Source organism: Microbacterium aerolatum (assembly GCF_007988825.1).
GTDB classification, from domain to species: Bacteria; Actinomycetota; Actinomycetes; order Actinomycetales; family Microbacteriaceae; genus Microbacterium; species Microbacterium aerolatum.
Window position 1 is genome coordinate 225,189 of sequence record NZ_BJUW01000002.1, and the last position, 25,365, is coordinate 250,553.

The 25,365-nt window shown below is 68.1% G+C and carries 25 protein-coding genes and 3 tRNA genes; 17 read left to right on the forward strand and 11 right to left on the reverse strand.

Features of this window, described 5'->3' with window-relative positions; genetic code table 11:
- Positions 1-41 precede the first annotated feature (41 nt).
- Positions 42-593: a hypoxanthine phosphoribosyltransferase gene (gene hpt / locus MAE01_RS03240; protein WP_147038111.1), complete on the reverse strand. Its 552-nt coding sequence runs from the start codon at positions 591-593 to the stop codon at positions 42-44.
- Between the two features lie 84 nt (positions 594-677).
- On the opposite strand from hpt, the gene MAE01_RS03245 reads away from it, so the two are divergent.
- Positions 678-1,271, forward strand: coding sequence for a DUF937 domain-containing protein (locus MAE01_RS03245; RefSeq protein WP_147038112.1), 594 nt, complete (start codon positions 678-680; stop codon positions 1,269-1,271).
- 14 nt (positions 1,272-1,285) lie between these two features.
- Here MAE01_RS03245 and tilS read toward each other — a convergent pair whose 3' ends face one another.
- Complete coding sequence (gene tilS / locus MAE01_RS03250) at positions 1,286-2,278, reverse strand: tRNA lysidine(34) synthetase TilS (protein ID WP_147038113.1); 993 nt, start codon at positions 2,276-2,278, stop codon at positions 1,286-1,288.
- 63 nt (positions 2,279-2,341) lie between these two features.
- Here tilS and MAE01_RS03255 point away from each other — a divergent pair, with 63 nt between their 5' ends.
- Together MAE01_RS03255 and ppa are read left to right on the forward strand one after the other, a co-directional pair.
- Positions 2,342-2,953 (forward strand): TMEM175 family protein, encoded by a 612-nt coding sequence (locus MAE01_RS03255; protein WP_229718236.1) that lies wholly within the window; start codon positions 2,342-2,344, stop codon positions 2,951-2,953.
- Positions 2,954-2,996: 43 nt separating this feature from the next.
- The gene (gene ppa, locus MAE01_RS03260) at positions 2,997-3,488 is read left to right on the forward strand and encodes an inorganic diphosphatase (RefSeq protein WP_147038114.1); all 492 of its coding nucleotides are present in this window, start codon (positions 2,997-2,999) and stop codon (positions 3,486-3,488) included.
- Between the two features lie 89 nt (positions 3,489-3,577).
- Here ppa and MAE01_RS03265 read toward each other — a convergent pair whose 3' ends face one another.
- Positions 3,578-4,942, reverse strand: coding sequence for a peptidoglycan DD-metalloendopeptidase family protein (locus MAE01_RS03265; protein WP_147038212.1), 1,365 nt, complete (start codon positions 4,940-4,942; stop codon positions 3,578-3,580).
- A gap of 230 nt (positions 4,943-5,172) precedes the next feature.
- Between MAE01_RS03265 and MAE01_RS03270 the strand changes: the two genes are divergently transcribed.
- The 5 genes from MAE01_RS03270 (at position 5,173) to MAE01_RS03290 (ending at position 7,135) form a co-directional block, all read left to right on the forward strand.
- Positions 5,173-5,245: transfer RNA gene (locus tag MAE01_RS03270), tRNA-Glu, on the forward strand.
- Positions 5,246-5,272: 27 nt separating this feature from the next.
- Positions 5,273-5,346: transfer RNA gene (locus MAE01_RS03275), tRNA-Asp, on the forward strand.
- Between the two features lie 72 nt (positions 5,347-5,418).
- A tRNA-Phe gene (locus MAE01_RS03280) sits at positions 5,419-5,491 on the forward strand.
- Positions 5,492-5,729: 238 nt separating this feature from the next.
- Positions 5,730-6,401 (forward strand): helix-turn-helix domain-containing protein, encoded by a 672-nt coding sequence (locus tag MAE01_RS03285; protein WP_147038115.1) that lies wholly within the window; start codon positions 5,730-5,732, stop codon positions 6,399-6,401.
- A complete protein-coding gene (locus MAE01_RS03290) occupies positions 6,377-7,135 on the forward strand; it encodes a hypothetical protein (RefSeq protein WP_147038116.1) in 759 nt (252 codons plus the stop codon). Before MAE01_RS03285 ends, MAE01_RS03290 begins: the two co-directional genes overlap by 25 nt.
- A gap of 258 nt (positions 7,136-7,393) precedes the next feature.
- Here MAE01_RS03290 and MAE01_RS03295 read toward each other — a convergent pair whose 3' ends face one another.
- Positions 7,394-8,518, reverse strand: coding sequence for a carboxylate-amine ligase (locus MAE01_RS03295; protein WP_147038117.1), 1,125 nt, complete (start codon positions 8,516-8,518; stop codon positions 7,394-7,396).
- A 129-nt stretch (positions 8,519-8,647) separates the two neighbouring features.
- On the opposite strand from MAE01_RS03295, the gene MAE01_RS03300 reads away from it, so the two are divergent.
- From MAE01_RS03300 to MAE01_RS03320, 5 genes are all read left to right on the forward strand, one after another.
- Complete coding sequence (locus MAE01_RS03300) at positions 8,648-9,454, forward strand: class II glutamine amidotransferase (RefSeq protein ID WP_186806098.1); 807 nt, start codon at positions 8,648-8,650, stop codon at positions 9,452-9,454.
- A 128-nt stretch (positions 9,455-9,582) separates the two neighbouring features.
- Entirely contained in the window at positions 9,583-11,163 is a 1,581-nt protein-coding gene (locus tag MAE01_RS03305) for an HNH endonuclease signature motif containing protein (protein WP_186806099.1), read from the forward strand.
- Between the two features lie 172 nt (positions 11,164-11,335).
- Positions 11,336-11,944 carry a hypothetical protein gene (locus MAE01_RS03310; RefSeq protein ID WP_147038120.1) on the forward strand — a complete coding sequence of 203 codons (609 nt, stop codon included), beginning with the start codon at positions 11,336-11,338 and terminating at the stop codon, positions 11,942-11,944.
- 39 nt (positions 11,945-11,983) lie between these two features.
- Positions 11,984-12,403: a DUF6630 family protein gene (locus MAE01_RS03315; RefSeq protein ID WP_147038121.1), complete on the forward strand. Its 420-nt coding sequence runs from the start codon at positions 11,984-11,986 to the stop codon at positions 12,401-12,403.
- Positions 12,404-12,459: 56 nt separating this feature from the next.
- Positions 12,460-13,860: a threonine/serine exporter family protein gene (locus MAE01_RS03320; RefSeq protein WP_147038122.1), complete on the forward strand. Its 1,401-nt coding sequence runs from the start codon at positions 12,460-12,462 to the stop codon at positions 13,858-13,860.
- Here MAE01_RS03320 and MAE01_RS03325 read toward each other — a convergent pair.
- Positions 13,850-15,265, reverse strand: coding sequence for an amidase (locus MAE01_RS03325; RefSeq protein WP_147038123.1), 1,416 nt, complete (start codon positions 15,263-15,265; stop codon positions 13,850-13,852). The two genes, MAE01_RS03320 and MAE01_RS03325, sit on opposite strands and share 11 nt — an antisense overlap.
- 54 nt (positions 15,266-15,319) lie before the next feature.
- Here MAE01_RS03325 and MAE01_RS03330 point away from each other — a divergent pair, with 54 nt between their 5' ends.
- Positions 15,320-15,775 (forward strand): hypothetical protein, encoded by a 456-nt coding sequence (locus MAE01_RS03330; protein WP_147038124.1) that lies wholly within the window; start codon positions 15,320-15,322, stop codon positions 15,773-15,775.
- A 12-nt stretch (positions 15,776-15,787) separates the two neighbouring features.
- Here MAE01_RS03330 and MAE01_RS03335 read toward each other — a convergent pair whose 3' ends face one another.
- The 4 genes from MAE01_RS03335 to MAE01_RS03350 all read right to left on the reverse strand — a co-directional run bounded on the left by MAE01_RS03335 (position 15,788) and on the right by MAE01_RS03350 (position 19,743).
- On the reverse strand, positions 15,788-16,816 hold the full coding sequence (locus tag MAE01_RS03335) for a fatty acid desaturase family protein (protein ID WP_147038125.1): 1,029 nt from the start codon (positions 16,814-16,816) through the stop codon (positions 15,788-15,790).
- A 205-nt stretch (positions 16,817-17,021) separates the two neighbouring features.
- Positions 17,022-17,285 carry a hypothetical protein gene (locus MAE01_RS03340; protein WP_147038126.1) on the reverse strand — a complete coding sequence of 88 codons (264 nt, stop codon included), beginning with the start codon at positions 17,283-17,285 and terminating at the stop codon, positions 17,022-17,024.
- Between the two features lie 196 nt (positions 17,286-17,481).
- On the reverse strand, positions 17,482-18,468 hold the full coding sequence (locus MAE01_RS03345) for an intradiol ring-cleavage dioxygenase (RefSeq protein WP_147038127.1): 987 nt from the start codon (positions 18,466-18,468) through the stop codon (positions 17,482-17,484).
- Positions 18,469-18,531: 63 nt separating this feature from the next.
- On the reverse strand, positions 18,532-19,743 hold the full coding sequence (locus MAE01_RS03350) for a glycosyltransferase (RefSeq protein ID WP_147038128.1): 1,212 nt from the start codon (positions 19,741-19,743) through the stop codon (positions 18,532-18,534).
- Positions 19,744-19,812: 69 nt separating this feature from the next.
- Here MAE01_RS03350 and MAE01_RS03355 point away from each other — a divergent pair, with 69 nt between their 5' ends.
- The 3 genes from MAE01_RS03355 to MAE01_RS03365 are packed head-to-tail and all read left to right on the forward strand — an operon-like array spanning position 19,813 to position 23,342.
- Entirely contained in the window at positions 19,813-20,076 is a 264-nt protein-coding gene (locus MAE01_RS03355; protein WP_147038129.1) for a glutaredoxin family protein, read from the forward strand.
- Positions 20,077-20,104: 28 nt separating this feature from the next.
- Positions 20,105-21,550: an MFS transporter gene (locus MAE01_RS03360; RefSeq protein WP_147038130.1), complete on the forward strand. Its 1,446-nt coding sequence runs from the start codon at positions 20,105-20,107 to the stop codon at positions 21,548-21,550.
- A gap of 31 nt (positions 21,551-21,581) precedes the next feature.
- Complete coding sequence (locus tag MAE01_RS03365; protein ID WP_229718238.1) at positions 21,582-23,342, forward strand: aldehyde dehydrogenase family protein; 1,761 nt, start codon at positions 21,582-21,584, stop codon at positions 23,340-23,342.
- An 83-nt stretch (positions 23,343-23,425) separates the two neighbouring features.
- Here MAE01_RS03365 and pip read toward each other — a convergent pair whose 3' ends face one another.
- Together pip and ypfJ are read right to left on the reverse strand one after the other, a co-directional pair.
- Positions 23,426-24,388 (reverse strand): prolyl aminopeptidase, encoded by a 963-nt coding sequence (gene pip / locus MAE01_RS03370; protein ID WP_147038132.1) that lies wholly within the window; start codon positions 24,386-24,388, stop codon positions 23,426-23,428.
- A gap of 91 nt (positions 24,389-24,479) precedes the next feature.
- Positions 24,480-25,358 carry a KPN_02809 family neutral zinc metallopeptidase gene (gene ypfJ, locus MAE01_RS03375; RefSeq protein ID WP_147038133.1) on the reverse strand — a complete coding sequence of 293 codons (879 nt, stop codon included), beginning with the start codon at positions 25,356-25,358 and terminating at the stop codon, positions 24,480-24,482.
- Positions 25,359-25,365: the final 7 nt, after the last annotated feature.

The window sequence follows — 25,365 nt, forward strand, 5'->3', positions numbered from 1 at the left end:
CCCAGGGCGTACGGTCCGTCAGACGCCGGGGAGAAGCAGTGTCAGCTGTACACGTGCGGTGCGAGCACGGCGACGTCGCGCAGGTTGCGGTAGCGCTCGTCGTAGTCGAGGCCGTAGCCGACGACGAAGTCGGTGGGAATGTCGAATCCTACGTACTTGCAGTCGATCTCGACCTTCGCGGCTTCGGGCTTGCGCAGCAGCGCAAGGACCTCGAGGGACTCGGGGCCGCGCGACTCGAAGTTCTCGAGCAGCCAGCTGAGGGTCAGACCGGAGTCGATGATGTCCTCGACGATGAGCACGTGCTTGCCGTGCAGGTCCGTGTCGAGGTCCTTGCGGATCTGGACGACACCGCTCGACTTCGTGCTGGAGCCGTAGCTCGACACCGCCATCCAGTCCATCGGCGCGTGCACGGGAAGCGCGCGGGCGAAGTCGGCCATCACCATCACGGCACCCTTGAGGACGCCGACCAGGAGCAGGTCCTTGCCCTCGTAGTCCTTCGTCACCTGGGCCGCGAGCTCTTCGAGCTTCGCTTTGATCTCCTCCTCAGTGACGAGGATCTCTGCAAGGTCATCCTGGATCTCAGCCGCGCGCATGACTCGATTTTAGGTGACGGATGCCGCGGGGTCGGCCATACTGTGAGCAATCGCGGGCAGCGACCCGCCGACGAAGGGACTCCCATGGCTCTTGATGACATCCTCAAGCAGGTTCCGATCGACGACATCGCCGCACGGCTCGGCGTCTCGCACGACGAAGCGAAGAAGGCCGTGGAGCAGGGCGGCGCCGTCCTGCTGGGCGGCCTCGCGAAGAACGCGCAGACCGACGAGGGCTCGGCCGCGATCCAGAACGCGCTCAAGCGGCATGAGGGCGCGACCCCCGCCGCCAAGGTCGACGACATCGATCAGGCCGACGGCGGCAAGATCGTCAAGCACGTGCTCGGCGACGACGCCAACGACGTCGCGGCCAAGCTGAACGAGTCGGACAAGACGCCGGGCATCGACTTCGGCAAGCTGCTCCCGATCCTCGCGCCGATCGTGATGGGCCTCATCGCGAACATGAACAAGAAGAAGTCCGGCGGCGCGGAGGCGGCGTCCGGTGAGTCCGGAGGCGGGATCGGCGATCTCATCGGCGGCCTGCTCGGCGGCGGCTCGTCCTCAGGTTCGTCCGGCGGAGGCGGCATCGGCGATCTGCTCGGCGGGATCCTGGGCGGCGGCTCCTCCTCCGGAGGCGGCGGCATCGGCGATGTTCTGGGCGGACTGTTCGGCAAGAAGTAGCCCGTCCGGCAGGGCTACTGCCGGGCGGTGAACACCACTCGCCCGCCGACACGTGCGGCCGAGCATCCGGGAAGATCGATCGGGCCCTGGCCCGACCAGTCCGTGACGAGTCGCGCCACCTCGAGCGTCTGCGTTCGTGTGAGGCTCGCGCCGAACTCGCTGTGCGCGACGAGGCGGATGATGCGGTTGCGCAGCGCCGCGGGGTTGGCGGCGAGCGCGGCGACGCTGACGGAGATGCCCGCCTCGGCGTGCTCGACGATGTCCTCGATCGTCTCGTGGATGATCTCGTCGAACGCCTCGGCGTCCTCTCGCAGCTGCTCGGCCGTGCGGGCGAGGGCCTCGGCGATGCCCGGCCCGAGTTCGGCCTCGAGGACCGGCATCACGTTCTCACGGACGCGAACCCGCGCGAAGCGGTGCTCGCGGTTGTGCGGATCGTGCCACGGTTCGAGATCCGATGCCGCGCAGAACGCCTCGGTCGTCGCCCGCCGCACGCCGAGCATCGGCCGCAGCCAGACGGTGCCGTCCTCGTCCTCCCGGCGCGGCGCCATCCCCTGCAGGCTCGCCGCACCGGAGCCACGGGCGAGCCCGAGCAGCACGGTCTCGGCCTGGTCGTCGAGGGTGTGCCCAAGCAGCACGGCCGCAGCCCGCTCTTCGGCGGCGATCCGGCGCAGGGCCGGGTAGCGCGCGTCGCGCGCGGCCGCCTCGGTTCCGGCATCCGATCCGGCAACCTGGACGCGTTCCACACGCGAACGGATGCCGAGGGCCTCGGCCTTCGCAGCAGCGGATGCCGCGGCATCCGCTGACTCGTCCTGCAGACCGTGATCGATCGTGGCGCTCGTCACCTGCATGCCGCGTGAGCGCGCCTCGAAGGCGGTCGCGGCGGCGAGGGCGAGCGAGTCCGCACCGCCGGAGAGGGCGACGATGACCACTGCGCCGTCCGGGATACTCGCGAGTGCGGTGCGCACAGCGAGGCGGACCTCTGCGACGGCGGGTGAAAGCGATGGCATCCTCCAACGCTACGACACCAGACACCTCTATCATCGGCATCCGCCCGGTCGTACTCTGAGCGGGTGACCGACCAGGCGACGTTCGCACCGGAGCGATTGAAGGCGTTCGTCGATGCCGTCGTCGCGATCGCGATGACGCTGCTGATCCTGCCGCTGCTGGAATCGGTCTCGGAGGCGGCGGACGTCGGCACGGACACCGGCGATTTCCTCGCCGAGCACAGCGGGCAACTCATGAGCTTCACGCTGAGCTTCGTGCTCATCGCCGCGTTCTGGATGGAGCACCACGGCCAGTACCAGCAGGTGCGGCGCGTCACGCCGGCGCTGCTCTGGATCAACGTCGCATGGATGCTGACGATCGTGTGGCTGCCGGTGCCGACGGCGATGCTCGGTCAGATGCACCCCGATCCCCTGCAGGCGCTGCTGTACATCGGGACGCTGATCCTGACGCAGGTGGCGACGATGGCCGGCAAGCTCTATCTGCTGCGGCAGCCCCAGCTCACGGACATGTCGCCGGAACTGCTCCGGCGCGGCACGGCCGGGGACCTCGCGGCGATCATCCTGTTCTGCATCGCGCTGCCGATCGCCGCTTGGGTGCATGTGATCGGGTACTTCGCGCTGTTGCTGGTCGCGCTGTCGGATCCGCTGGAGAAACTGCTGCTGCGCGCACGCAGGTAGGCTTGTCCGCGGCATCCAACCGTCTTTTCTGAGGAGCACACGCATGGGCGCACACGACGCCGTCATCGAGATTCCGCGCGGCAGCCGCGTCAAGTACGAGGTCGACCACGAGACCGGGCGAGTGCACCTCGACCGCGTTCTGTACACGACCTTCGGTTACCCGGCCGACTACGGCTACTTCGACAACACGCTCGGCGAGGACGGCGACCCGCTCGACGTGCTCGTGCTGCTCGACCACGCGATCTACCCCGGTGTCGTCGTCGAGGTCCGTCCCGTCGCCGTGCTGAAGATGAGCGACGAGGCCGGCGGAGACGACAAGCTCGTCGCCGTGCTGAGCAAGGACCCGCGCTGGTCGCACATCCAGGATGTCGACGACCTGGCCGAGTACACGAAGAAGGAGATCGCGCACTTCTTCGAGCACTACAAGGACCTCGAGCCCAACAAGTGGGTCAAGGTCGACGAGTGGGGCAACGCCGCCGAGGCGCAGCGCATCCTCGACGAGTCAATCGTCCGCTTCGGTGAGCAGGGCCACTGAGCCCGTCGAAGTGCACTGAGCTTCGTCTCGAACTTCAGAAGCCCTCGGTCCGCGTTCTGCGGCCGAGGGCTTCTTCGTATTGAGGCGCGTCAGACCGAGATGCCGCGCGCCGCCATGTAGTTGATCGGGTTCGTGTAACCGCCGTTGATGTAGACCTCGAAGTGGAGGTGGCAGCCGAACGAGTTGCCGGTGTTGCCCGCGTAGGCGATCACCTGTCCGGCGTTGACGTACTGCCCTGACCGCACCGCGAACGAGTTGATGTGGCCGTAGCCGGTGCCGACGCCGCCACCGTGCTGGATGCGGACGTAGTTGCCGTAGCCGCCGTTCCAGCCCGCGTAGTCGACGGTGCCGGAGTGCGCGGCGAAGATCGGCGCATTGCAGCCGTTTGCGAGGTCGACGCCGTAGTGCCAGCTCGATGCACAGCCGTTGTTGCCGCACTGCGAAGAGCGGGGGCCGTAGCCCGAGCTGCGGTAGCCGCCGTGCGGGCGCACCCATCCTCCGGTACCTGCGGATCCGCCGCCACCACCGCCGCCGCCGTTGTTGTTGTTCTTCGCGGCTTCCTCGGCGGCCTTCTTGGCAGCGGCTTCTGCGGCGGCCTTCTTCCGGGCCTCCTCAGCCTTGCGGATGCGCTCGCCTTCTTGGAAGTCGGCGACCGTCTTGGCGGTGTTGTCCTTGAGGGCGGCGAGCTGAGCCTGCAGGGTGCTGAGGTTGGCGGACTGCTCGTCGAGCGCTGCCTGCGCGGCGTCTGCAGCCTCCTGCGCGGCGCGCATCTTCTCCTCGGCGACCTGCTGGAGGCGGTCGCGCTCATCACGGGCGACGACGGCCTGGTCGCTCAGCGCCTGAGCCGAGTTGCGCGCGGCGACGGCGTCGTCGTACACCGACTGGTTGTAGGTGAGGAGCTTGTCCATCGTCCCGAGACGCGACAGCAGCTCGTCGGCGTTGGTCGCGGAACCGGCGAAGAAGAGCTCGAGGGCCGTATCGTCCCCGCCGTTGCGGTAGAGCTGAGTCGCGACCTGACCGGCCTTGCGTGCGGATTCGTCAGCGATCTGCGCCTGCTCGTCGGCCTGCGCCTGCAGCGCATCCGCTTCTGCGATGGCGGCGAAGTACGCCTGCTGCGCCTCGTAGAACTCGTTTCCGGCGGCCTCTGCGGCGGCCTGGGTCTCGGCGACGCGCTGCTTGAGGGACTGGATGAGCCCCTCGATGCGAGAGACCTCCGCCGCCTTCGCTGCTTCGTTCCGCTTCGCGCGCTGCACGTCGTCCCAGCTGGGATAGGAGGCGGCGTACGCGGCGTTGACACCCGAGCCGATGCCGAAGGCGCTCAGGGCGACGACACCGAGGGCGCCGAATCCGAGGGCGTTGCGGCGGGTGAGCGCACCCTTCTCCCAGAAGCTACGGCGCTCGGCGGTGCTGGGCGCGCATCCACAGGAATCCCCTGCGTCCAGCGCAGCATCCATGGCGGACTGCTCGACGTTCACACGGCCCCTTCCGCCGAAATCACACATGCCACACTAACAACATCTTTAACATCCGCAACAGAAACTTCCTGGCGCGAAGTCGCACTGCGCACCATCCATCGTCCTCCCGAAACGCCCGGGCGGCGAGCAGACTCGCCCTCGATTGGTGTTTTCGCCAAATCATCCTTTATGCTTGAGCGTCGGCAAGGAAGTCCCCCGGGACGCCCTTCGGCCCCATCGTTTAGCGGCCTAGGACGCCGCCCTTTCACGGCGGTAGCACGGGTTCGAATCCCGTTGGGGTCACTCCATCCGATACAATTTAAAAAGTATGGCCCTGTAGCGCAGTTGGTTAGCGTGCCGCCCTGTCACGGCGGAGGTCGCGGGTTCAAGTCCCGTCAGGGTCGCTCTATGCGACGGGCCCTTTTTTCGAAGAGGGCCTTTCGTCTAGGATGCGGCGGATTTACGATGTGCCGCATGGCTCTGTAGCTCAGTTGGTAGAGCGCACGACTGAAAATCGTGAGGTCACGGGATCGACGCCCGTCGGAGCCACAAGGACCGTCGTTACAACGGTTCTAGAAACCCTCGCCTAGCTTCTACATGGCGGGGGTTTTGCTTTGCCCTCCCGGTCGTTGAGCGAAACCTCTGCGGGTCGTTGAGCGAAGGCGGCACAGCCGCCGAAGACGAAACGTGCTGAGCGAGCACCAGCGAGTCGAAGCGCCACGTAGAGTTCCCCCTTGCTGCGCGGAACGCAGGGTGCTTAAATCTTCCTTGTACGGAAGGTTTAAACATGAGCTATCTGTCGACAGACGAGGCGGCGCAGCAACTCGGCGTCACGCCTCGCCGCGTCGTGCAGCTGCTCAACCAACACGCCCTCGACGGGCACCGAGTTCAGCGTGACTGGCTTGTTTCAGCATCCTCTGTTCGACAGCGCCAAGCCCTGACCGCGGCGCGCGGCCGCCCGATGACTTCGCAAACAGCACGCTCTCTGATCGACGCACTCGACCGCGACGCGCGCCTCCCCGCTCGTCGAGCCGATCTCGTGCGCAACCGCGATGCTGAACTCCTTTCGAGCGCCATCGCTCACTCCGTTGTCATCGACACCTACATGACGCGGGATCCGGAATCGGCGTCGGAACGCCTGCATCTCACCGGCGAATCCGCGCTCGACCGGATCACATCCCTCCCTGGAGAAGCTCTCATCGGGACGGTGCGCGAGGTTCATGGGTACCTGCAGAGCACTTCGCTCGAAGAGCTCATCGACGACGCCATGCTGGTTCGAAGCGACGAGGGAACAGTCCACATCTATCGGTTCCGCGATGACGAGTTCCCATGGGCCGAGATCCCTGCAACGTTGATCGCCGTTGACGCGGCGCGCAGTATGAACTCGCGCGTGCGCGCCGCTGGCCTAGAGGCCCTCGATCGAAAGAGAACACGATGGCTGGCCAGGCACACGAGATAAAGCTGGACACGAGCGTGCCTCCATGGCCGCTCGCGTTCGAACTCGCATCCACTCTACCGAAAGGCAGCTGGGTTCTCGTCGGCGGTCTCATGGTTCACGTCCACGCTCTTCGCGCTGGTGTCGCTGCGATGCGCCCGACCAGTGATGTCGATCTACTCCTGAACATCGCGACGATCTCGGCCGGCGAGGTCGGTAGAGCCATCACCGGCCTCGGGTTTGAGACTGTTGAGCCTTCGCGCGGTAACCCGGTTCATCGGTTCACGCGCGGCGAGGATGTCGTCGACGTCATGGTCGCCCGGAATGTCCGCATGCCCACGCGCTGGATGCAACACCCCATCCTGCGCTCGCCCGGCGCAGCGCAGGCGCTTCCGCGTCGCGATCGGTACACCCTCCTGGGTGATGAACGGGCGGTGGAAATCGACGTGCCAGACCCTCTTGGAGCGATCGTCGCCAAGGCCGCAGCCTACGCGGTCGATTCCCGCAACCCGCTGCGCCATCTCGAAGATCTTGCTGTGCTCGGCGCCGCGACGGGCACTCCCCGAGCGCTCGACCTCGACACGCTCACGCCGAGCGATCGGCGCCACTTGAATCGCGTCCTCCCGTTCCTCACGGACTCACGTCACAGCTCGTGGGCGATTCTCGATCCGTACGAGCGAGAGCTTGGGCAAAGAATCTGGGCGCGTATCGCTGTTGCGGTGGCGGGATCGAGAGCGGTGGACGCGGAAGAGCCGTGAGCCTTCTTGCCGCTATTTCGAAGGGGTCGCCAGTCCCGTAGACGCTGGCGAGCCATCGTGCGATGGTCAGTGGGAACCGAATCGGAATCTCAACGTTAAGACACAAAGCACGATGGCTCACGACCAGTCTGCCCTCTTCGAACTCCTCAGGGAAGTGGCCTCACCGAGTTCACCGACCGGATCCGCGTGGCGGCCGGAATGCCACCTTCATGTCCGCCACCCAGTGCCGGTTCCTGCAGCCGCACTGACCGACACCGCTCAGTCGTCGAGCCCGGCAGTGACCCTGGCCAGCTCCGCGACGACATCGCTCAGCTGCCCGGTCTTCTCGAGCATCGCCCGCTGACGCATCGCCCCGTTCCCCCGAGCGAAGATCTGCTCGATCTGCTCCTCGACGAGCGCCTCGTCGCCGTTCTCGCGCAGGGCATCCCGCACGTGGTCGACGAGATCGGCGACGATCTCGCGGGCCGGCCGAGGCTTCGATGTCCGCGGGTCGATGAGGTCGCCGGTGATCCCGAATCGACCGGCCTGCCAGCCCATGAGCCGGAGCATCGAGACCGACAGCGGCAACGGCTCCTCTCCTGCACGCCATTCTGCGGCGGCCGTGTCGACGAGTCCGCGGGTCAGCGCCGCAACCAGAACGGTGTCCGCGGCATCCGCGCAGACGTCCGCCACCCGGATCTCGACGGTCGGGTAGTGATGCGACAGACGCGCGTCGAAGTGGACCATGCCCTCATCGAGGATGGCGCCCGAGCCGACCATCGAGGCGACGGTCTCGCGATAACCTTCGGCGGTCCCGAACATCTCGGTCGGTCCGGCCGTCGGCCACCGCACCATGGCCTGTGAGCGGAAGCTCTCATACTTCGTGTCCTCGGCCTGCCAGAACGGGGAGTTCGCGCTCAACGCGAGCAGCACCGGCAGCCACCCCCTGATGCGATCGAGCACCCCGACGCCCTCGTCATCCGACTCGATGGACACGTGCACGTGGCATCCGCCGGTGAGCTGCTCGGTGGTCGTCAGCCCGAAGTGCTCGACCATCTGCAGGTACCGGGGTTTGCCGACGATGGCGGTTCCGGCAGGTAGCGGCGACGTCCCCGCAGCGATCACCCGTGCACCCGCACGCCGCGCGGCGGTGATCGCATGGTCTCGCCACGCGCGCACATCGTCCGCGAGCGCGGTCATGTCCGTATGCGGAACCGTGTCGGTCTCGACCTGCTGCTGCTGGAGCTCGTGCTCGAGGGACCCGCCCGGCACCTCATCCGACGTGGCGTCGGCCGGTTCAGCTGCTTCCGCCGCGTATCGCAGCGTCTGCGCGGCCACTGACAGCGGCCGCCCGCTCTCGGCATCCACGAGCAGCAGTTCTTCTTCCACACCGACGGTTCGCATGGGCCCAGTGTGTCAGCCGGCCCGAATCGTGCCGAAGGGATTGCGCGCAGAGCGGACGGTGCCGTATGAGGTTGCCTCATCGCCCCAATGAGAGAAGGCTCGAAAGGTCAACGAGAGGAGATTCTCACTGTGTGCCGACTGCTTGGCTACGTCACCACCCGCCCGACCTCGGTCGTCGACGTCCTCGGACGCGACGACTTCGACACCTTCACCGCGCTCACCGAGGTGCACAGCGACGGGTGGGGCATGGCGTGGCATCGCTCGCTCGGTGACGAGACCCGGGCGGTCTCGTCGGCGCGCAACGCTTCTATCGACCCCGAGTACGAGACGCTCGCGGAACAGGCGCTCGGATGCTGCGGGCTGGTGCACCTGCGCTGGGCGACCGGCGGGCTGCCGGTCTCTCCCGAGAACACCCACCCGTTCACGGATGCCGGATACGCGTTCGCGCACAACGGCCACATCGCGCCGATCGATCACCTCGAGGCGCAGCTCAGCGCAGCTTCTCGAGCGAAGCTCGTCGGCGATACCGACAGCGAGCGCTACTTCCGCCTGATCATGCAGTGCATCGACGAGGCGGCCGGCGACGAAGCCGAAGGCGTCACCCGTGCGCTCGAGATCCTGGTGCGCGAGTTCCCGAACTCGAGCCTCAACGCGCTGCTCCTGACGCCGAGCAAGCTGTTCGCGATCCACATCAACAGCCGGGTGGACTCCCCCGTCGAATCCCTCCGAGAGCTCTTCGAGTCGGTCGAGGCGATGCCGGCCAGCCACGCGACCGAGTACTACGCGATGGATTACCGCATCACCGACGACGCCGTCCATGTCATCTCGAGCGGAGTGGATGCGGACGGCTGGACGCGCATCCCGGAGGACACCGCCGTGATGATCGATCTCGCAACACGGGAGGTGACGCGGTTGCATCCGGTGCCGCTTCCGTAGCCGAGTGCGTCTCGTCCGCAGGCGCACTTGCTCTCCACAGGTGCGGATACGCGGGAGGTTTTCCACAGTTCGTGAATACCTCCTGATCTGGGGTTTGAATGTCGGTGGCCCCCCTGTTCAATGGAGCTATGACTTCACTGGTGCAGGAGCTCGAGAGCATCGATCGGCGGCTCGCCGATGCGATGGCTTCGTCGACCGCGCACGATGGGGTGCGGCTGGCTTCCGATGGCGAGCTGGTCGAGACGCTGCAGGTGCTCGGACGCATCCAACGCCGTCTGGATGGCGCGATCACCGAGACGACCGACCGGGTCGTGGAGCGGGACCAATGCGAGCGCGCGGCCCGGTTGACGACCCAGGTCGGATGCCGCGATGCGTCAGACCTGCTGCGTAGGGTGCTGTGCGTCGACGGGTACACGGCTCGCCGGTATGTGACCGCCGCAGCCGGGACGCACCGGGATCTGGACATCACCTCCGGGGCGCTGCTGCCGGCGCGATACCCGGAACTCGCTGCCGCGTTGCTCGGCGGGGAGGTGTCGCTGAGCGGTTTCCTGGCCTGCGTCACCCCACTGCAGAAGCATGCGCGGCTCGGTGCGGCGGAGCGGCTGTCGGCGGATGCCGTCCTCGCACGATTGGCAACCGGGCGACCGTTGGACGGCGCTGAAGATACCTCCGCCGACATGGACGAGTCCCCCGAGATCGATCCGGACGAGCAACGGGCGCCGGTACCGACGACCGACGAGCTCGCCGGTCTAGCCGCACACATCATCAATCGGCTCGATCCGGATGGCGCAGAGCCCACGGACCGTGCGGCGAAGCGGCGCCGGCATCTCACGATCGGACGCCTGAGGGACGGATCCGTCCCGGTGCGTGGAGAGCTGCTGCCCGAAGTGGCCGCGCAACTGCAGAAGCTCATCGACAGCCTCCTCAACCCCAGGGTCGATCCCGACGCACCTGTCTGTGGCACCGTGCAGTTCCGACCCTCCGACGAGACCCCGCCTGCGGATGATGCATCCGATGCCGGTGTCGCCCGGTCGGACGGTGTCCCAGCGCACCGGGTGGAATCACCGCCACCGGAGGTCGCCGACCTCCGCACCCACGCGCAGAAGCGCCACGATGCGTTCGCGACCATTCTCGGTGTCGCAGCAGCGTCGGGCGGCATGCCGCAGGCCGGCGGGGCGGCGCCGACCCTGGTCGTGTCCATCACCGCCAGCGACTTCGCGAACGGCACCGGGCGCGCCACCATCGAAGGCCCCGGCTACGACGTCCCATTCGGCGTCGCCGCACATGCCGGATGCGCGGGCGGGGTTCAACGGGTTCTGTTCGACGACAACGGTGCGATCATCGCCATCGGCACCAGCGCACGCATCTTCAACGCCCATCAACGCCGGGCGATCGTGCTCCGAGACCGCAACTGCCTCATCCCGGGGTGTGACATTCCCGCCGAATGGTGCGAGATCCATCACGTCACCGAGCATTCGCGCGGCGGACCCACCCACACCGACAACGGTGTGCCTCTGTGCTGGCACCACCACCGCGCCCTCGACCAGGGCCACTGGTACATCCGCATGCGAAACGGACGGCCAGAGATCCGCGGCCCCAACTGGTGGGATCCCTGGGCTCTCTGGCGATCTCCACACCTCGACTATGCCGCCGTCGACCAGGCTCTCGAGACGGGAAGAGAACGAGAACCCGCCTGGGGCAGCTGGTGACCGGCGGTCGGTGCCCCACAGTGCCGCGACAGCAGGCGCCAGCACCGGGTGCTGCCCGCGGCACGGAGCGCTGGATTCGGCGATATGCGGAGCGCCCATGAGGTCGAACCGTCCCCTCCTGATCGGCCTCCACGTCTTGTGCGGTCCGATTCACTTGTGATCGTCTGTCGGCATGACGTTCTTCCCGCCGGACCCAGATGTTCCCGAACCCCAGGAGCGCGAGTCGAGCCAGCCGCGGTGGTGGGCGGCGCCCGAAGACGAGATGCCCGCGCTCTTCCCCGCCTCCGAAATCCTCGCAACCACCGATCACGTCGCCGTCGCTCTGATGGGCGCCGCGATCTACCGCGACGGCATCGAGTTCCGGCTCGAACGCCGCCTGCGCCGCAACGGGCTCCCCGGCCCAGAGTGGAACAAACTGTGCGGGGCGTTCATGGAGCACCATCCGTGGGGAGATCCGATGGATCCCGCAGGCCGCCTTCGGTTCGGTCTCGTCCTGGGCGACGGTGAACGAGTCTTCGCGGATCAGTCGCGGTTCTTCGGCGACGGCGATCCGATGGCCGAACCGACGCATCACACTCTGAACCGCCGAGGCGGAGGAGGTGGCGGAGACGGAAACTCGTACTCTGGTAGCGACGGGTTATGGCTCTGGCCCGCGCCCCCGGCCGGCCCGATCGAACTGGTCATGCAGTGGCCCGCGTTCAACATCGATGAGCGGCGCGTGATTCTCGATGGAAACGGGATGCTCGAGCTCGTACCGCTCGCCAGACGATTCTGGTCCTGATATGGCACCGCCGCACACATCACAGCGAAACGAGGACTCATGACCAATGTGATCGAAGACTGGACCCGCCTCTGCCAGCTGCTGGACGACGATCCCGAACTCGCGCCGGCCGTTCTCGACGCCGTCGAAGGGGGCGAGGAACCGTGGGAGGCGCTCATCGATGCCCTCGATGACTCCGGTGCGCTCGCCTATCTCGATCTCGGCGACACCGGCGCCGAGCTGGCCGATGCCTTGCCGGCGCTTCCCCGCGTATTCCGCACCGGAGCGGATGTCGACGAGGTCGGCGACATCGACGATCTCACCGCTGCGGTCGCCCGCGCGAACGAACTCCTCGCCCCGCACGGACTGCACCTCTTCCACATCGAGGATCCGGAGGACGAAGACGCCTACCCTCTCGTCGCCGTACCCGCCGCGGACGTCGACGAGATCGCGAGCCTGACCTCAAGGCTCGCGCGCTGACCTGCGGCATCCGACCGGATGCCGACACCTCCGCCACGACTCGAGACAATGGAGACATGGCCACCGAACGACGCTTCCACCTGCTGAACTCCGTGCGCCGTGCGATCCGCACCGACCCCGACAAGGTCGCGCTCACCGAGGCGTACACCGTCCTGAGCGAGACGGTGGTCGTGAAGATCCTCGACCTCGCCCTGCGGATCGGCGAGTCGATGTTCGCCGTCGGCGCCTCAGCGCACGACGCCACCTTCGCGATCATCCGAGTCGCCCGTGTCTACGGCCTCACCGGTGTACACGTGGACGTCAACTTCAACGCGATCAGCGTCTCGTATCACCGGGGCGAGGACGATTGGCCCACGACGATGATCCGGGTCGTGCGCGCCGCTTCGCCCGACTACGCGAAGCTGCAGCGGCTCCAGGCTCTGCTCGTCGACATCAGCGACGGCATGGACCTCGATGAGGCACGACTGGCTTTCCGAGTCATCCGGCGCACGCCCTTCCTCTACCGCCCGATCGTCGTCATCTTCGCCCGCGCCCTGCTGACGGTCGGCGTCGCCATCCTCTACGACGCCTCCCCGGTGATCATCCTGCTGAGCTTCCTCGCCGCGCTCGGCGCAGCCTTCACCCAGGCCGGGCTCGCCCGCCTGCAGGTGCCACTGTTCTTCAGTCAGATCGCGGGCGGGTTCGTCATCACGGCAGTCACGACCGTCGTCTCGGCACTCGGCGCCGCCGGCATCCCGCCCTTCGTCGCCGTGGAACCATCGATCATCGTCGCCTCGGGAATCGTGCTCATGCTCTCGGGCCTCACCGTCGTCGGCGCCGCACAGGACGCCATCGACGGCTTCATGCTGACCGCGGGCGGACGCATCCTCGACCTGACGATGCAGACGCTCGGGGTGGTACTCGGCATCCTCATCGGCCTCGAGCTCTCCCGCCTCGTCGGCATCAGCATCCCGCTGCCGACCGACGCGATCCCGTTCGGGTCGGTCGTGGCGCAGATCGCCGGCGCGATCATCATCTCGGTCGCCGTCGCGCTGTTCAACGGCGCGGGCATGCGCATCATCCTCATCAGCGCGGTCCTCAGCACTCTCGCGATCCTGGCGTACAGCGCGACGATCGCCTTCGGCATCCAGCCCGGCGGTGCGAGCGCCATCGGCGCGCTGCTGGCGAGCTTCATCGGCATCCTCACGGCACGCGGCGTCCACGTGCCGTCGGTCGCGGTCACAACTGCGGCGATCGTCCCGCTCGTGCCGGGTACGGCGGTCTTCCGCGGCCTGCTCGGCGTGGTCGACTCCGATGGGACGGCCGAGGGGATGCTGGTCGGCATCAGCCCGCTCGTGCTCGCCGGCTCCATCGGCGTCGGACTCGCCGCCGGCGCCTCGCTGGGTCTCTACCTCGGCACTCCGCTGCGCGCCACGCTCTCCGGCGTCTCGAAGTCGCGCGCACGGCTCAGGCGCTGAGGCGCCAGGCCGGCGGATGCGGCAGCGGCCCGACCCGCTCCTCGAGCGTCGCGGCGAGCGCGATGATCGCCGCTTCACCGCCGGGGCGCCCGATCAGCTGCACGCTCACCGGGTGGCCGCTCGCATCCAGTGTCACCGGCACGACGATGGCCGGCAGACCCGCGACGTTCACGAAACTTGAATACGGCGCGTACTGCACCTGCTGCGAGAAGTTGCGTGCCGCGTCAGAGGCGTCGAACCATCCGATCGGCTGCGGCGGCAGCGCGAGCGCGGGAGTCAGCACCGCGTCGAACCGCGCGAACGCCATGATCGTCTCGCGCTCGAACACGGTCGCCGCGGCGAGCGCCTCGAGCACCTCGGCGCCGGAGAGTTGCCATCCCTCGCGCACGAGCCAGGCCGTGATCGGCTCGACGAGCTCGAGATCCGCGTCCGACAGCGCCATGCGCGCCGCACTGGTCCGCCAGATCGTCGTGAACATCTCGGCGTAGCCGCGCGGCCGCCAGTCGAACGCGTCGACGGCGGTGCCGGCATCCGCCAGCAGATCTGCCGCGATCGCGACGGCACGGGCGGCGTCCGGGTCAAGTCGGATGTCTTCCGCATCGTCCCAAGGAGAGACCGTCGTGACGCCGACGCGCGCGGATGCCGCGCCTGCACCCGTCGCCGCGTCGAGGAACGGCCCGGAGCCCGGCGCCGCCGTCGCGTAGGGATGCGGGCGGCCGGTGACCTGCACATCGAGCAGCAGCGCGGCATCCGCGACGGTGCGTGCGATGGGACCGGCGACGGGAAGCCCGCCGGGGCTGTCGAGCCCCGACGCGAACGGCACCCGCCCGCGCGAGGGCTTGATGCCGACGACGCCGACGGTTGCGGCCGGGATGCGGATCGACCCGCCGCCGTCGGACGCCGGGGCGAGCGGCAGGAGCCCCGCCGCCACCGCGGTTGCGGCGCCTCCGCTGGATCCGCCCGCGCCGTTCGCCGGATTCCACGGGTCGCGCGCGGGAGGGCCGATCTGGGTCTCGGTGTACCCGGTGAGCCCGAACTCGGGGGTGTTGGTCTTGCCGACGCTGATGCCGCCGGCTTCGTCGAGCACGGCCGCCTGATCGCCGGTGGTGTCCGGTATGAAATCGCGATGCAACCGGGAGCCGAACCGCGTCGGCACCCCGGCTCGCGGTACGAGGTCCTTGTCGCCGAACGGCAGCCCCCACAGCGCACCGGCGGGTTCGGCGGCCTCCAGAGCGCGGGCGCGGGTCAGCGCAGCATCCGCCGTCACCTCGACGAAGGCGCCGAGTCCGGCGTCGAGGCGATCGATCCTGTCGAGGTAGTGCCCCGTGAGCTCGATCGGGCTGACCTCGCGGGCCCGCAACGCCGCCAGCTGCTCGATCGCGGTCAGGTCGTGCAGCTCGGTCATGATTCGACCCTATGCCGCATTCCGCGTCGGCAACCCGCGTGGGATGATCGGCCCATGCTCCGTCGCGGATCGGCCGCCATTGCCCTCCTCGGCACGCTCGCGCTCGGCGGGTGCAGCGCCCCACCGTTCGTCACGACGAACACCTGCATCGACTGGGTGTACTTCGAGACTCCCGCGGATGCCGCAGCCGACGCCGACGCGATCGCACTCGGCTCGGTCACCGAGCAGCGCGGGTCGACGCAGTACGAGGGGATGGCGGCGAACATCTGGACCGTTGAGGTCACGGAGTGGTTGAAGGGCGGCGGTGAGGGCTCGATCGACGTCGTCTCACTCCCGCGCAGTTGCGACGACACGGGCGACAGCATGTCGCAGTTCGGGCCGGACGACAGCGTCGTCCTGTTCCTGCGCAGCACGGAAAACGGCTGGGAGGGCATCACGCCGTGGCAGCAGGTGACCGCCGCCGAAGACGACACGATCCCCGATAGCTGGCCGGACGACCTCTACGAGTGAGCGGTCCCGGCGCTACGCCCGCTGGAACTGCGCCACAGCGGGGCAGTCGAACGGATCGCCAGCCGCGAGACCGACGCGGTTGAGGTACTCGATGACGATCGCGTAGGACCGGATCAACGTCGTCTCGGTGTACGGCACGTCGTTGGACGCGCAGTAGTCGCGGACGATCCCGCGAGCCTTCGACAGGTGCAGACGCGGCATGCTCGGGAACAGGTGGTGCTCCACCTGGTAGTTCAGCCCACCCATGAGCCACGTCGCCCACCAGCCGCCGCTGATGTTGCGCGAGGTGCGCACCTGCTTCGTGAAGAAGTCGAGCCGCGCGCCGGGCTCGATGATCGGCATGCCCTTGTGGTTCGGGGCGAACGAGGCTCCCATGTACACGCCGAACACCGCCATCTGCACGCCGACGAAGGCGAAGGCCATGCCCAGCGGCAGGAACAGGAAGATCGGGGTGAGCACGAGGGCGAAGCGCAGCGCGATGATGCCGAGCTCGATCCAGCGCCCCTTGACCTTCTTCTCCGTGACGAGGTACTTGATGCTGAGGTAGTGCAGGTTCAGGCCCTCGAGCGTGAGCAGCGGGAAGAACAGCCAGCCCTGCTTGCGGGTGATCAAGCGGATGAGCCCGCGCGACTTCGCAGCATCCTCTTCGAGGAACGAGATCGTGTCGATCTCGATGTCGGGGTCTCGGCCGACCATGTTGGGGTTGCCGTGGTGCTTGGTGTGCTTGGAGTCCCACCACGAGTAGCTCATGCCGATGGAACCGGCGAGGATGCGCGCGAGACGGAAGTTCGCGGGCCCCGAGGTCAGGATCTGACGGTGGGCGGCCTCATGTGCGAGAAACGCGATCTGGGTGAAGATGATGCCGAGTGCGCCGGCGATGAGGAGCTGGAACCAGCTGTCGCCGAGAAGGATGAACCCGGTGATCGCTCCGCCGAGGGCGAGGGCGATGCCGGCGGCGACGAAGCTGTAGAAGCGGGGCGCGCGCTGCAGCAGCCCCATCTCGCGAACGACCTGTGAGACGTTCTGGTAGGCCTTGGCCATCGGAGGGAAATCGGCGTTGCCGGCATACGTCTGACGTACGCGTCCAAGAGTGCTTGTGGCTTGTTCTACCCGTGCAATGGAGATGATGCTCTCCCGTCGATCGGAGCCCTTGAGCTGTGAAGCCAAAGGCAGCTGCCGATCGCTTCGTCCAAGGCTAACCCGGGCCGTATACGGCACCGCGTATACGTCGGCTGCTCGCCGCCGGTCAGACGCGGGAACGGCTGAGGTGCCCGCGCAGGGTCTGCACGAACGAGCGGGGGCGACGCTGAGTGGAGCCCTCGAGCGCGTGCCTGGCGTCGGCAAGGGTCTCGAACGACCCGACCTCGGCGCCCTGATTGTCGTGGACGACGTGGCCGTCGGCCTCGAGTTCGACGAAACCGGCGTACTCGCCGTCACGGGTCGCGACGTGCACGTCGTCGTCGGCTTGCTTCCAGGTGAGAGTCGATGGATGGGTGGTGGTGTTGCTCATGGTGTTGCTCATTGCTGTGTGCGGACGCGCGCGTGCGCATCCGGAATTCTGAAGATCGAGGGCGGATGCCGCGCGCGTCGGTGTGCGCGGTCCTTTACGGCCCTGATCAGTGGCGACGTGCGCGCCGAAATCGCGGCGAAACCTTCACGTTGCACAATCAGTCTACCAGCAGTGGGCAGAGCGTGCCTGGGTCCGGTCAACTCGACGGCGGCGCAGCAGGTGCATCGCCGCTTCCCGGGCCGCCACTGGGGGCGTCTCCGGGGCCGCCTCCGGGAGCGCCTCCGGAGGGAGCGGAACCCGTCGACGGGGTCGTCGCGGTGTCGACGAAGACCTTCAGCCGAGCGGCGTATCCGCTGGACGCGTCCCCCGTCACGGTCGCCAGTTGCAGCTGCCCGCTGTCGTCTCCGAACACGTTGTCGCTCTCCAGCGTGACGTTCGCGAGGTTCGTCGTCGACCCGCTGTACCGCGAGTCGGCGTAGACCGTGCGGCAGGTGTCCTCGGGCAGCGCGATCTGCGAGGTGGCGATGGCGTTGGCGGAGTCGTTGATCGAGTTCGCATCGGGATAGACCTCGAAGTGGATGTGCGGCCAGCGACCGGAGTAGCAGCCCGGGAAGATCGACGTGAAAGAGACCTTGCCCTCGGCATCCGCTACCTGGACGCCGCGCAGGTAGGTGACGTCCTCGAGTCCCGACGAGTACATCGAGTACTCGCCCTGCGCCGTGCAGTGCCAGACGTAGACCGCAACGCCCGCGAAGGGCGCGTTGCCGTTCGCCATGTCTAGCACTTCGAGTTCGAACGTGAGCGGGACGCCGTCCGCGGTGGCCGAGCCGTCGATCGAGGAGCGGATGTCCTGGCGGATGATGCCGGATTCCTCGAGCACGTCGGGGCCGTTCGATCCGTCGCCCGGGTAGGGACCGGCGGTCTCGTCGGGGATCTCCCCTTCGGATGTGGAAGTGCCGGAGGCGGTGGATGAGGAGGTGCCGGACGAGGCCGGTGTGCAGGCGGCGAGTACGGCCGCGCCGATTCCGAGGCCGGCGAGGCTGAAGACGCTGCGGCGGGTGAGGAGGGTGCGGATGTCGAAGGGCGCGCCCTGATCGACGACCTCCTCGTCGGGGTGGTCGAGGAGGCGGCCCTCATAGGCGGGACCGTCAGGCGTCGGGGTGGGATCGGGGATGCGGCTCATGTCTCTCATGATCGGTTGCGTCATGAGGACGGTTCTCTGTGCGAGCTATGAACCGGTTATGAATCAGAGCTCGCCGGGACGCATGGCTTCGGCGTCGATCGCGCGGAGGATGCGCTGGGCTGCCGTGTCGGTCGCCGGCTCGGCCTTCTCGGCACGAGCGCGTTCTCGCCGCGGCGCGTATACGAACAGCGAGTGGAACAGGAATCGCGCGAAGAACGCGACCACGAGAGAGATCGCGGTCGCGAGCACGCTGGAGATGTGCCAGGTCTCGACCATCAGCACCATGATCGGGATGCGCAGCGCCGCCTCGACGTTGTTGAACGTGAAGGATGCCGCGAATCGCGCCCAGACACCGCGCGCATCCCCGCGCATGTCACCGAAGACGAACCGCTCCTGCAGCAGGAAGTTGCCGACGATGGTTGCCTCGGCGCCGATGATCGCCGCCCACACGTACGGCATCCCGATTGTCGTCAGCACCCACATGATGCCGAGATTGGCCAGCGCGCCGATCAGGCCGATGAGCGCGAACAGCGACATCTTGCCGAACCGCAGCCGCGTGAGGTGGGCGATGAAGGTCGCTCCCTGGCGCAGCGAGGCCTTCGAAGTGCCGCTGCGCCGCTCGGAGAACTCCATCGGCACCTCGGCGATGCGCATGTCGGTGCGGGCGAGGATCTCGAGCAGGATCTTGAACCCCTGCGGGCGGAGCACCTGCACGTGCAGACGTGTCCGGTCGACGAGGAAGAAGCCGGTCATCGGGTCGGTCGCGCCGGCCAGCCGGCGCGGGAACATCGCCTTCGTCAGCCACGTCGACGCCCGCGACACACCGAACCGAAGAGTGGTCCCCAGGCCCGCGGAGTCACCCCCACCCACGTAGCGCGAAGCCGCGACGACGTCGACATCACCGGCCGAGAAGCGATCGAGCATGGTCGGGATGAGCTCGGGTGGATGCTGCAGGTCGCCGTCCATGACGACGCAGACGTCCCCGCGGGCGGCCTCGAGACCGACGACGACGGCGCCGCCCAGACCGCCGGTGTTCGCCTCGCGGTGGATCACGCGCACGGGCAGCGGCGCGGCCTGCGCGACCCGTCCGATCTCGGCCGCGGTGTCGTCCGCGCTGTCGTCGACGAACAGGATCTCGGCCTCGTGCCCCTCGAGCGCGCCGGCGGTGCGCTGCACCAGCTCCGCGACATTGTCACGCTCGTTGAAGGTGGGGACGATGACCGTGACGGCGATGCCCACGTGCGTCCCCTTCCGTACTCGCTGACACGACGGCATCCATCGTCCCACGCCGGGCCTGTGCGCCGGTACGGCCCCTGCCCAGCTGTGGACGAATACCCTGGATGTATGACTTCGACCGCTCCCGACACCATCACCATGTTCGGCGCCGACTGGTGCCGTGACTGCATCCGCACCAAGAAGCAGTTCGACGATCTCGGCATCGAGTACACCTATGTCAACCTCGTCGACGAGCCGGCCGCAGCCGACGTCGCCAAGGAGATCTCCGGCCGCACGAACATCCCGGTCGTCGTCTACCCGGATGCCACGCACCACGTCGAGCCGTCCGACGACGACGTCGCCACCAAGCTGCGCGAGCTCTCGCTGATCTGACGCGCCTCCGCGCCGATACACTGGCGCGATGAGCAACGAAGCTCGACCCGAACGAGCTCCTTCCCGCCTGTCGCTCCGCACGATCGCCACGTACGCCGCAGGGTCCGTCGGCACCGGCGGCTACGCCACGCTGCCCGGACTCGTCCTCACCTACTTCCTCACCGACAATCTCGGGGTGGCGGCCCTCGCCGCCGGCCTGATCGTCACGGTGGCGAAGGTGTGGGATGTCGTGATCGATCCGCTGATCGGCGCGGCATCCGATCGTCAACTCGCCCGCACCGGTTCACGGCGCGGATTCATGATCACCGGTGCCATCACTCTGCCGGTCTTCTTCGCCCTCACCTTCGCGGTGCCTCCGTCTTGGGGGCCGGCAGCCGGAGCGATCTGCGTGCTGCTGGCGTTCCTCGGCACCGCGACGGCCTTCAGCCTGTTCCAGGTGCCGTACGTGGCGCTGCCGGCGGAGCTCACCGACGGATATGACGAGCGCACGCGCCTGCTCGGCTGGCGCGTCATCGTGCTCACCGCTGCGATCCTGCTGTTCGGCGCCGGCGGCCCGATGCTGCGGCGCGCGACCGGCGACCCGGTGACCGGCTATCTGCTGATGGGCATCGTCGCGGGCCTCGCGATCGGCGTCGGGATGCTGATCGCCGCCCGCACGGCGCGGGCTTCCGCCCTCGCGAGCCCGACCCCCAGCCCTGCGAGATTGCATTCCGCGGATGAGACGCCCCGCAATGCCGGCGATCTCGGCCGCGGAATGCAATCTCGGGGGCTGCGGGAGCAGTACCTGTCCGGATTCCGGACGCTGCGCCGCAGCGCGCCGTTCCGCGCACTGCTCGGCACCTTCGTGCTGCAGGCGCTCGCCACCGGCACCATGCTCGCCGGAGCTCAATACGTCGCCCGCTGGGTGCTCGGCGACGAGGCAGCGGTCGAGATCCTGTTCGTCGCACTCGTCGCACCGGCGCTCATCGCGACGCCCGCCTGGACCGCGCTCTCGCGCCGCACCGGGAAGGAGCGGGCGTTCCTCGGCGCCAGCATCCTGTTCCTGATCGCCTCGGCGAGCATCGTCATCGCCGTGTGGATGCCGGGCGTCTGGATCTACGCGTCCGTCGCGGTCGCCGGGATCGCCTATGCGGGACTCCAGTCGCTCCCGATGGCGATGCTGCCCGACGTGATCTCGCACGACGCACGCACCGGCGGAAGCGGCCAGGCCGGCACATTCACCGGCATCTGGACCGCCGGCGAGACGGTCGGCTTCGCGCTCGGCGCCACCGCCGTCTCGCTCATGCTCGCCGCCACGGGGTACATCTCGACCGTCGCGGGCGTCGAGACCGTGCAGCCGGACGCCGCCGTCACGGGCATCGTCCTCAGCTTCAGCATCCTGCCCGCGGTACTGATGGCGCTCAGCATCCTGCCGCTGTCGCGGTACCGCCTGCGGCGCAGCGACATCGACGCCGCGCAGACTCTGCCCGCTTAGGCTGGGAACACCCCACACGAAGGAGATGCCGATGACGTCAGCGACCGCCGTGACCCCCGCCGCAGGCCTCGACGACGAGGAACGCGCACGCCTGGATGCCGCGATCGACGACCTCGAAGCCGGGTCCCGCACGTGGACGGCGCTGAGCGTCGGACAGCGCGCGACGCTGCTCCGGGCAGTGCGCACGGCAGTGGCGGCGTCCGCCGAGGAGTGGGCGCACACCGCATCCGCCTCCAAGGGACTGGGCGGCAGTCACCCGCTGCGCGGCGAGGAATGGCTCGCCGGGCCCTACAGCGTCCTCGGCGCGCTCGACGCGTACGCCGAGACGCTCACCCGGATCGGTGAGGGGCGCAACCCGCTCGAGGGAATCCGCATCGGCCGGGCACCCGACGGCCGCACCCGCGTGCGCGCCTTCCCGCTGACCGGACTCGACAAGGTCCTGCTGTCCGGATTCACCGGCGAGGTCTGGCTCGAACCCGGCACGACTCCCCGCACCGCTCGCGCGACCGCCGGGCTCGCCCAGCGCACCCCGCACGAGACCGGCGGCGTTGGTCTCGTTCTCGGCGCCGGCAACGTCAGCTCCATCCCGGTGCTCGACGTGCTCTACGAACTGCTCGCGCACAACCGCACCGCGCTGCTCAAGGTCAACCCCACGCAGGACGCGCTCGTGCCCGTCTTCGAGCACGCCTTCGCCGCGCTCATCGAACCCGGGTTCCTCCGCATCGTCCGCGGCGGCGGCGACGTCGGCGCGTACCTCACCGGCCACAAGCGCCTCGCACACGTGCACATCACGGGATCCGCCGCGACCTTCGACGCGATCACCTGGGGTCCGTCGAGCGGACCGGATGCCCCTGCCGCGAAGCGCCGGCGCCGCGAGGACCGGCCGCTGCTGAAGAAGCCGATCACGGCGGAGCTCGGCGGTGTCTCGCCGATAATCGTGGTGCCCGGAGAATGGTCGGACGCCGACCTCCGCTTCCATGCCGAGCACATCGCGACGATGCGTCTGCAGAACAGCGGGCACAACTGCATCGCCGGGCAGGTCGTGATCCTCTCGTCCGACTGGGCGCAGGCCGGCGCCTTCCGGGCCGCGCTCCGCCGCGCGTACGCCAAGGCGCCGGAGCGCCCGATCTGGTACCCGCGTTCGGAGGACCGGATGCGGCAGGCGAACGACGACTACCCCGACGCGCTCGTGCTCGGCGATCGACTCCTCGTCGAGATCGACCCCGAAGGGGACGCCACGGCGGTCGAGAACACCGAGTACTTCGCCCCGGTTCTCGGCGTGGTCGCGCTGCCCGGCACGGGACAGGACTTCCTGGATGCCGCGGTAGCCCACGCCAATGAGAAGCTGCAGGGCACGCTCGGCGCCAACCTCCTGATCGACCCCGCCACGCAGAAGGCACTCGGCACGGGGTTCGAGCGCGCCATCACCGAACTGCGCTACGGGTCGATCGCGATCAACGCGTGGACGGCGTTCGGTTTCATCACCCCGACGCTGACCTGGGGCGCGTTCCCCGGCAACACGCTGCAGAACGTAGGCAGCGGCATCGGCGTGGTGCACAACGCGCTGCTGCTCGACCGCGTCGAGCGATCGGTGCTGCACGGGCCGTTCCGGCCCTTCCCCCGGTCGCTGCCGGTCGTGAACGGCGGCGGACGCTTCACGATCCTGCCGAAGCCGCCGTGGTTCGTGACCGCGCGCACCGGTGCCGCGGTGAGCGAGGGCCTCACGAGGTTCCGCGCGAGCGGCGGGATCGTGGGGCTGGTGAAGACGCTGGTTCAGGCGCTGCGGGCCTGAACCACTGCGAGATTGCATTCCGCGGATGAGATGCCGCGCATTGCGCGCGGCCTCGGCCGCGGAATGCAATCTCGCATGCGGGGTCAGACGGCGAAGGCGTCGGTCGCGTCGCGGAGCGCCTGCTGGATGCCGGGTTCGGATGCCGCGTGCCCCGCGTCGTCCACGACGACGAACTCGGCCTCTGGCCAGGCGCGGTGCAGGTCCCACGCCGTCATCATCGGCGTGCAGATGTCGTACCGGCCCTGGACGATCACGGCCGGGATGTGCCGGATCGCGTCGACTCCGGCGATCAGCTGTCCCTCGGTCCACCATCCGTGGTTCACGAAGAAGTGGTTCTCGATCCGGGCGAAGGCGACGGCCGTGGCATCCTCGGTCATCCGCTCGATCGTGTCGGGATCCGGTCGGAGCGTGATCGTGGATCCCTCCCACTTCGACCACGCCCGCGCAGCGGGAACGTGGACGGCCGGGTCGGAGTCGAACAGCCGCCGGTGGTATGCCTCGATCATCCGGTTGCGCTCGAGCGGCGGGATCGGCGCAGCGAACTCCTCCCAGAGGTCGGGGAACAGCGCACCGGCGCCGCCCTCGTAGAACCACTCCAGCTCTTCGCGCCGCAGCGTGAAGATGCCGCGCAGCACGAGTTCGGTCACGGCATCCGGGTGCGCCTGCGCATAGGCGAGGGCGAGCGCGCTGCCCCACGATCCGCCGAAGACCTGCCACTTCTCGATGCCGAGGTTCTTGCGCAGCAGCTCGATGTCGGCGATCAGGTGCGCGGTGGTGTTGAAACGGAGGTCGGCCTCCGGCTCGCTCGCGTGCGGGATGCTGCGACCGCAGCCGCGCTGGTCGAACAGCACGATGCGGTATTTCTCGGGGTCGAAGAACCGGCGGTGCCACGGGGCTGTTCCGCCGCCGGGCCCGCCGTGCAGGAACACCACCGGCTTGCCCTCCGGGTTGCCGCTGACCTCCCAGGCGATGCGCTGTCCGTCACCGACGAGCAGCATCCCGCTCTCGTACGGTTCGATCGGCGGATACAGTGCATCCGTGTTCATGTGCGTCCCCCGGTGAATCAGCAGCCCGCCGTGATCGGCGCTGCCTTCACCGTACCGTGTACCCTTCGCGAAGCGTGCGACCGGACCCGCGTCACGACACGAGGTCGATCGCCACGGAGTCGTCGAAGGTGTCGCACACGCCGACGCCGTTCTGATAGCCGTTCGCGAACCAGTGCTGCCTGTTCTCGCTCGACCCGTGCGTGAACGACTCGGGGTTCGAGAAGCCCGACATTTCCTGGATGTGGTCGTCACCCACGACGAGGGCGGCGTTGAGCGCGTCCTCCAGCTGCGCCTCGGTCGGAGCCTCCAGGTAGTGGACGCCGTTGTCGTCGGTCAGCTCGGCCGCGTCGGCGAGCCACGCGCCCGCATAGCAGTCGGCCTGCAGCTCGATGCGCACCCCGTCGCTTCCCGGCCCTGTCTCCCGCCCCGGGTGTGCGGCCATGACCCCGGTGATGTTCTGGATGTGATGGCCCCACTCGTGACCGACGATGTACAGCTGGGCGAGCTCGTTCGCGGAGGCGCCGAACTGCTGGCGCATGATCTGGAAGAAGCCGGGGTCGATGTAGACGCCCTGCTCGGGCGGGCAGTAGAACGGGCCGACCGAGTTGGATGCCGTGCCGCACTGCGTCGACGTCTGCCCCTGGAACACGTACAGCTGCGGAGGCGTGTACCCCTCGACGTGTTGCGCCCAGTACTCGTCCAACAGCACCTGGGCGCCGGCCATGCGGCAGTCGTCCTGCGTGTTCGCGTCTTCGCCCGTGTCGCACGCGAGGGCGGTGCTCCCGGCGCCGGGAGATCCGCCGCCCTGCGTCCCGCCGCCGATCAGACCCGACAGGTCGATGCCGAGCAGAGGACCCGCGAGCAGGGCGAGGATGCCGAGGATGCCCACACCGCCACCGGCGATCGCAGCCGTCCGGCCGGGACGACGGGTGCGGTGACCCGAGATGTCGGATTCGGGGTTGAACGTCATGCGATGA